Origin of the sequence: Pseudomonas sp. 21615526 (assembly GCF_013386245.1) — a bacterium.
Lineage (GTDB): Bacteria > Pseudomonadota > Gammaproteobacteria > Pseudomonadales > Pseudomonadaceae > Aquipseudomonas.
This window is the reverse complement of the sequence record NZ_JACAOM010000072.1, coordinates 69,846-76,107: the sequence shown is the minus strand read 5'-3', so window position 1 is coordinate 76,107 and position 6,262 is coordinate 69,846. Positions and strand designations below refer to the sequence as shown.

5 protein-coding genes are annotated in these 6,262 nt (G+C 64.1%); all 5 read right to left on the bottom strand.

The window, feature by feature from the left end:
- On the bottom strand, positions 1 to 1,339 hold a 1,339-nt coding region (locus HX786_RS20850; protein WP_178912542.1), incomplete at its 3' end, for an LLM class flavin-dependent oxidoreductase.
- A gap of 37 nt (positions 1,340 to 1,376) precedes the next feature.
- Positions 1,377 to 3,035, bottom strand: a complete 1,659-nt coding sequence (locus HX786_RS20845; protein ID WP_178912541.1) for an ABC transporter ATP-binding protein — start codon at positions 3,033 to 3,035, stop codon at positions 1,377 to 1,379.
- Positions 3,032 to 3,895 carry an ABC transporter permease gene (locus tag HX786_RS20840; protein ID WP_003219920.1) on the bottom strand — a complete coding sequence of 288 codons (864 nt, stop codon included), beginning with the start codon at positions 3,893 to 3,895 and terminating at the stop codon, positions 3,032 to 3,034. Before HX786_RS20840 ends, HX786_RS20845 begins: the two co-directional genes overlap by 4 nt.
- Positions 3,896 to 3,910: 15 nt before the next feature.
- On the bottom strand, positions 3,911 to 4,963 hold the full coding sequence (locus HX786_RS20835; RefSeq protein WP_177023200.1) for an NADP(H)-dependent aldo-keto reductase: 1,053 nt from the start codon (positions 4,961 to 4,963) through the stop codon (positions 3,911 to 3,913).
- A 32-nt stretch (positions 4,964 to 4,995) separates the two neighbouring features.
- Positions 4,996 to 6,249, bottom strand: a complete 1,254-nt coding sequence (locus HX786_RS20830) for an acyl-CoA dehydrogenase family protein (RefSeq protein WP_177035844.1) — start codon at positions 6,247 to 6,249, stop codon at positions 4,996 to 4,998.
- Positions 6,250 to 6,262: the final 13 nt, after the last annotated feature.

Below are 6,262 nucleotides of genomic sequence, written 5' to 3'. Positions count from 1 at the left end.
CCCCAAAGTGGTCCCCCGGCAACCGCGCCCGCCCAGCCCCAAACAACCGCTCCCGCAACGTCTCCCCCTCGTTGTACCGCTCACGAAACCGCCCCCGACGACGCAACTCCGGCACCACCAATTCAATAAAGTCCCGCGCCGTCTCAAATGACAAATACTGCCTCAGGTTAATCCCGTCGATCCCATCCTCATCCAGCCATTTCTCAATCGCGTCCGCCACCACCGTCGGCGTACCCGCGACAAAAAACCGCTCGCGATTAAACCCACCCAGCTGCGCCAGTACCGCCCCAACAGTGGAGTCCGCCTTGTACCGGCTCAAACTCTCCCACCCCTTGACCTGCCGACTCACCAGATCACTGATCAACGTATCCCGCGGATACGCCGTCAAATCAATCGCCGACTGCCCGTGAGCCAGCGACGCCTCGACACTCACCAACTTGCGATAACTGTCGAGCTTGGCACTCACCTCCTCATCGGTCCGCCCAACGATCACCCCCGCCATCACAATAAACTTCAACCCCGCCGGATCGCGATCATGCTCAACCGCCTTCTGCCGCATCGCCTGGATATTCGCCCGCACCGCCGGCGCATCATTACCACCGGTAAACACCACTTCGGCGTGCCGCCCGGCAAACTCGATCCCGGCCGGTGACCCCGTAGCCTGAAACAACACCGGCGTACGCTGCCGCGAAGGCTGGCACAAGTGTGGGCCTGCAACCTTGAAGTGCTCCCCCACGTGGTTGATATAGCGCACCTTGTCCGGATCGGTGTAGATCCGACGCTCACGGTCGACAATCACCGCGTCATCGTCCCAGGAACCTTCCCAAAGCTTGTACAGCACGTCGAGGTATTCATCGGCGATCTCGTAGCGGTGATCGTGAACCACCTCAGTGTCGTGCCCGAAGTTGCGCGCCGCATTCGGCAGGTACGAGGTGACAATGTTCCAGCCCACCCGCCCCTTGGTCAGGTGATCGAGGGTACTCATGCGCCGCGCAAAGGCGAACGGCGGTTCGTAGGTGGTGGAAAAGGTCGCGCCGAACCCCAGGTTCTTGGTCACCCCGGCCATCGCCGGAATCACCAGCAGCGGGTCGTTGCTGGGAATCTGCATGCCCTCACGCAGCGAGGTCTCGGGGCCGTCGCGAAAGCGGTCATAGGTGCCAATCACATCGGCCAGGAACACGCCGTCAAAGGTGCCGTATTCCAGCAACTGCGCCAGCTCGGTCCAATAGTCCAGGTCGTTGAAACGGTGCCGGTTGTTGTCCGGGTGCACCCACAAACCATGGACGATGTGGCTGACGCAGTTCATTTCAAACAAATTCACGTGCAGTTGCTTGGGCACCAGGAGCACTCCTTTCGTAGATACGTTTTCCAATACGTCAGATCGCGACATTCAGGTAGAACGGGATCGGCGTGTAGTCGGTTTCAAGGGTCGGGATCGCATCGATCAGCGCGCGGGTATAGGCATGGGCCGGACGGTCGAACACCGCGCGTACCGAGCCGGACTCCACCACTTCACCGGCCTTCATCACCAGCACGCGCTCGCTGACGTAGTTGATCACGCCGAGGTCATGGGAAATGAACAGGCAAGCCAGGCCGAGGCGGCGCTTGAGGTCGTCGAGCAGTTCGAGAATCTGTGCCTGTACCGACACGTCGAGTGCCGACACCGGTTCATCGCAGATCAGGATCTGCGGCTCGGAAGCCAACGCTCGGGCAATCGCGATGCGCTGGCGCTGGCCACCGGAAAGTTCGATCGGCCGGCGCGACAAGACGCTGGCATCAAGGCGTACCAATTCCAGCAGTTCCAGGGCACGGTCGCGCCGGGCATGACGCGGTACGCCAGCCACCACCAGCGCTTCGAACAGCACACGCTGCACGGTGTAGCGTGGGTCGAAGGAGCTGAGCGGGTCCTGGAACACCACTTGCACCGCACGCCGGGCTTCGCGTTTTTGCCTGGCGTCGAGGTCGGACCAGCGCTGGCCCTTGATCCACACCTCGCCGGCATCGGCGGTTTCCAGGCCGAGTATCAGCCGGGTCAAGGTGGTCTTGCCGCAACCCGATTCGCCCACCACCCCCAGCGTCTCGCCGCGACGCAGCTGTAGCGACACCTGGTTCAGCACCGTGCGGGTTTTGCCGTCGGGGCCGACAAAGGTTTTGGACAGCTCGCGTGCTTCAAGCAGTATTTCGCCCTGGGGCGCCGGCTCGGGCTCCACCGCCGTGAGCAGTCGGCGTGTGGGCTGGAAGTGCACGGCCTTGGCGGCCCGCAGCAGCAGTTGGGTATACGGATGACGCGGGTCTTGCAGGACCTGTTCGGTGCTGCCCTCCTCCACGATCACCCCGTGGCGCATCACAGCCACGCGATCGGCAAGGCGCGAGACCACCGACAGGTCGTGGCTGACCATCAGCAGTGCATTGTCTTCACCGCGCAGGCTCTCCAGCAGGGCGATGACCTGGGCCTGCACCGTGGCATCCAGTGCCGTGGTGGGTTCATCGGCAATGATCAGCCGCGGATTGCAGGCAATCGCCGAGGCGATCAGCGCCCGCTGGCGCAAGCCGCCGGAAAGTTGCCAGGGGTATTGGCTGGCGCGCAGTTCCGGTTCCGGCACACCGACATCCCGCAGCAGTTCCAGCACCCGCAGGCGGCGCGCTTCCAGGCCCAATGCGGTGTGCAGGTGCAACGGTTCTTCGATCTCGGCACCGACGCGGCGCAGCGGGTCCAGCGCGCCCAACGCGTCCTGCATCACAAAGCCGATGCTCGCGCCGCGCAGTTGCTGCCAGGCCCGCTCGTTGAGCTGGCGCAGGTCGACGCCCTGGAAGGCCAGCTTGGCAGCCTGGACATGGGCGTCCTTGCCGGTGAGGCCAGCCAGGGTGCGGGCGGTGACGCTTTTTCCGGACCCCGACTCCCCCACCAGCGCGAGGCATTCACCCCGGCTCAACTGCAGACTGACACCGTGCAACACCGGCTCGGCCTGGCCGAAACGTACTGTCAGGTCGCGGATATCGACCAGCGGGCCGAGGGTATGGATGTTCATCGTCATAGAGGCTTTCCTTCGCTGCGGCGCAAGAGTTCGCGGCCGATGGCACTGATGGAAACAACGGTCAGGGTGATGATCAGGGCGGGCCAGGCCACCAGCCACGGCGCATTGGCCAGGAAGCTGCGCCCGATGGACATCATCCCGCCCCACTCCGGCGCAGGCGGCGGTGCGCCGAAGCCGAGGAAACTCAAGGCGGCACCGGCAGTGATCGCGCCGCCGATGCCGATGGTGGCGAGGATCAACACGGGCTTGAACGCATTCGGCAGGATGTGCCGCAGCACCACCGCCAGCTGCGATTGGCCGAGGGTGACGGCGGATTCGACGTAGCCGGCATTGCGTACGCTGAGGGTTTGCGCCCGTACCAGGCGCGCATAACGCGGCACACCGGCAATGCCTATCGCGAGAATCAGATTGGCCGTGCCCTGGCCGAAAAACGTGATGATCACCAGCGCCAGCAACAGGTCGGGAAAGGACAGCAGCACGTCGATCCCGCGCATCAAGGCGCCGTCCAGCCAGCGAGGCCCAAGGCCTGCGATCAAGCCGAGCAAGGTGCCCCAGGCCAGTCCCAGCGCAGTGGCGGCGAGGCCCATGAACAGCGACGAACGCACGCCATAAATCAATCGGCTGAGCACATCGCGCCCGTTCTCATCAGTGCCCAGCCAATGCACATTGCTCGGCGCCTGGAACGCCATGCGCGCCGACGCCTCCAACGGGTCATACGGGGCCAGCCATTGCGGAACAACGGCGGCCAACAGCAACAGCCCGACAAATACCCCGGCGAGCAACAGACCCGGCCGCAGTTGGGTAAACCCGACAAGACGCAACGGGCGATTGCCGATCAACGTTTCAATGGTTTGCGTCATGCCAGGCTCCTGGTGCTAGGGCGCGGGGTTGGGGATGCGCTGGTGGATGGCCTGGATCTGCGCCTTGATCTCATCGCCAAGAGTCACGTCCAGCGCGCCGAGGTTGTCGCGCAATTGCGCCAGGCTGGTTTGCCCGGTCAGTGCGCTGGTGACGAAGGGTTTGTCGATGATGAAGGCCAGGGCCAGTTGGGCCGGGGTGAGGCCATGTTGCCGGGCTATCTCCACGTAGCCGGTGATGGCCTCCTGGGCCGAGGCACTGTCGTAGCGATTGAAAGTGCGGTACACCGCCGACAGCCGTGAGCCCTCGGGCCGTGCGCCGCCGAGGTACTTGCCGGTGAGCGCACCGAAGGCCAGCGGCGAGTACGCCAGCAGCCCGACGCCTTCACGATGGGTGAACTCCGAGAGGCCGCCTTCGTACAGGCGGTTAAGCAAGCTGTAGGGGTTTTGCACACTGGCAATGCGCGGCAGGCCGAGGCGTTCGCTTTGCTTGAGAAACTCGGCGACGCCCCACGGGGTTTCATTGGAAACCCCGATGTGGCGCACCTTCCCGGCCTTGACCTGATCGGCCAGCACCGCCAGGGTTTCCTCGATGGCGACGCTCTGGGTGTCTGCCTGATACGGGTATTCGCGCTGGCCGAAGATGTTGGTGGTGCGGTCGGGCCAGTGCAGTTGGTACAGGTCGAGGTAGTCGGTGTTCAGGCGTTTGAGGCTGCCGTCGAGGGCTTGGACGATGTTGCGCCGGTCGTGGCGGCTGAGGCCGTCGCGGATGTGCTGCTGGCTGCTGGGGTCACGGGCCGGGCCGGCGATTTTGCTGGCCAGGATCACCTCGTCACGTCGACCACTGGCCGCCAGCCAGCTGCCGATGTAACGCTCGGTGGTGCGCCAGGTTTCGGCCTTGGTGGGCGTGGGGTACATCTCGGCGGTGTCGATGAAATTGATACCTTCGGCCAGTGCCAGGTCGATCTGTTGATGGGCATCGTTTTCGGTGTTCTGGTGGCCCCAGGTCATGGTGCCGAGGCCCAGCACGCTGACTTGGATGTCGCTGTTGCCCAGTTGGCGGTAACGCATGGGTGATCCTTTTTTCTTCAAGGGTTGATGGCTCATACCGCACTCGCTTCGTCGCGGGCGGCCTGCTGCTCGGCGTCGGCGGCTTGCAGGCTGCGCCAGGCGGCGTTCGGGGTGACGTCATTGAGGTAGTAGTTGCCCAGTGCCCGTTCGCGAAAGATCGCCGGGTTGTGGGAGGCCAGGGTTCGTGCGTTGCGCCAATGCCGGTCGAAGCGACGCGACTCGCTGGTGGCGGAGGCGCCGCCGACTTCGAACAGCAGCGTGGTGGCTTCCAGCACCTGTTCCAGCACGATCTGTTGCGCCTGAAAAGCGCGAATCTCGGCCTCGGTGTAATGCTGTTCGGTTGCGTGCCCGCCCTGCTCCGCTTCGTGCACGTCCTGCAGCACCTCCGCGACGGCCAGCACCTGGGTGCGTGCGGCATAGGCCAGGCTCGACAAGCGGCCGATCACCCGCTGCACCAGCGGGTCATCCTTGGGGCTCGATTGCCCCGGCACACCAAACGCGCGGGTGCGGCCCTTGACGAATTCGGTGGCGTCACGCAGCACGGCGTTGGCGATGCCGGCCAGGGTCGCCAGGTGGAACAACTGGTAGAAAGCGCTCAGGTAGGACTCGGCGCGCAGTTCGTCTTTTTTGAAGCGCCGCACAATGTGCTGCTCCGGTACGTTCACCGCCTTGAAGCGGGTGGTGCCGCTGCCGGTGAGTCGCTGGCCAAACCCGTCCCAGTCATCCTCGACGGTGACACCCGGCGCGTCGGTGCGTACCGCCAGGCTGACAAAATCTTCGCCATCCAGGGCCACGGCGGCGATCCAGTTGGCGTACAGCGTGCCGGTGCAGTAGTACTTCTCGCCGTCCAGCTGCCAGCCAGAGTCGACCGCGCTGAGGGTCACCGAATTGCGGGTGGTGTCGGTGCGCTCGGCCATGGCGGCGCCCCACAACTCGCCGTCGACGACTTTGGCGAACCAGTAATTTTGGGACTCGCTGTCACGGCTGGAAAGCCGGCCTTCAACAAACCCGAAATGCGCGCGCACAATCTGCGGCAGGTTTGAATCGGCCTCTCCCAGTTCAATCAACAGGCGAAACAGCTGCGGCAGGCTTGCACCCAGGCCGCCCAAGGCCTGCGGCACACGCAGTGCGCCAAAGCCGGCCTCGCGCAGCCATGCCACCGCGTCATGGGCCAGCTCGCGTTGCTGCTCGCGGGCGACGGCGGTGTCGGCTATCCGGGCAAATACGTCAGCGAAACGCTGGTGCAAGTCGGCATAACTCACTTCAGCGGGGATCGAAGCACTCATGGTTTTTCCTTCT

What these genes read in the sequence shown, in the direction of transcription:
- HX786_RS20845 (WP_178912541.1), bottom strand. Translation starts at nt 3,035, where the DNA reads ATGACGATGAACATCCATACCCTCGGCCCGCTGGTCGATATCCGCGAC.
- HX786_RS20840 (WP_003219920.1), bottom strand. Translation starts at nt 3,895, where the DNA reads ATGACGCAAACCATTGAAACGTTGATCGGCAATCGCCCGTTGCGTCTT.
- HX786_RS20835 (WP_177023200.1), bottom strand. Translation starts at nt 4,963, where the DNA reads ATGCGTTACCGCCAACTGGGCAACAGCGACATCCAAGTCAGCGTGCTG.
- HX786_RS20830 (WP_177035844.1), bottom strand. Translation starts at nt 6,249, where the DNA reads ATGAGTGCTTCGATCCCCGCTGAAGTGAGTTATGCCGACTTGCACCAG.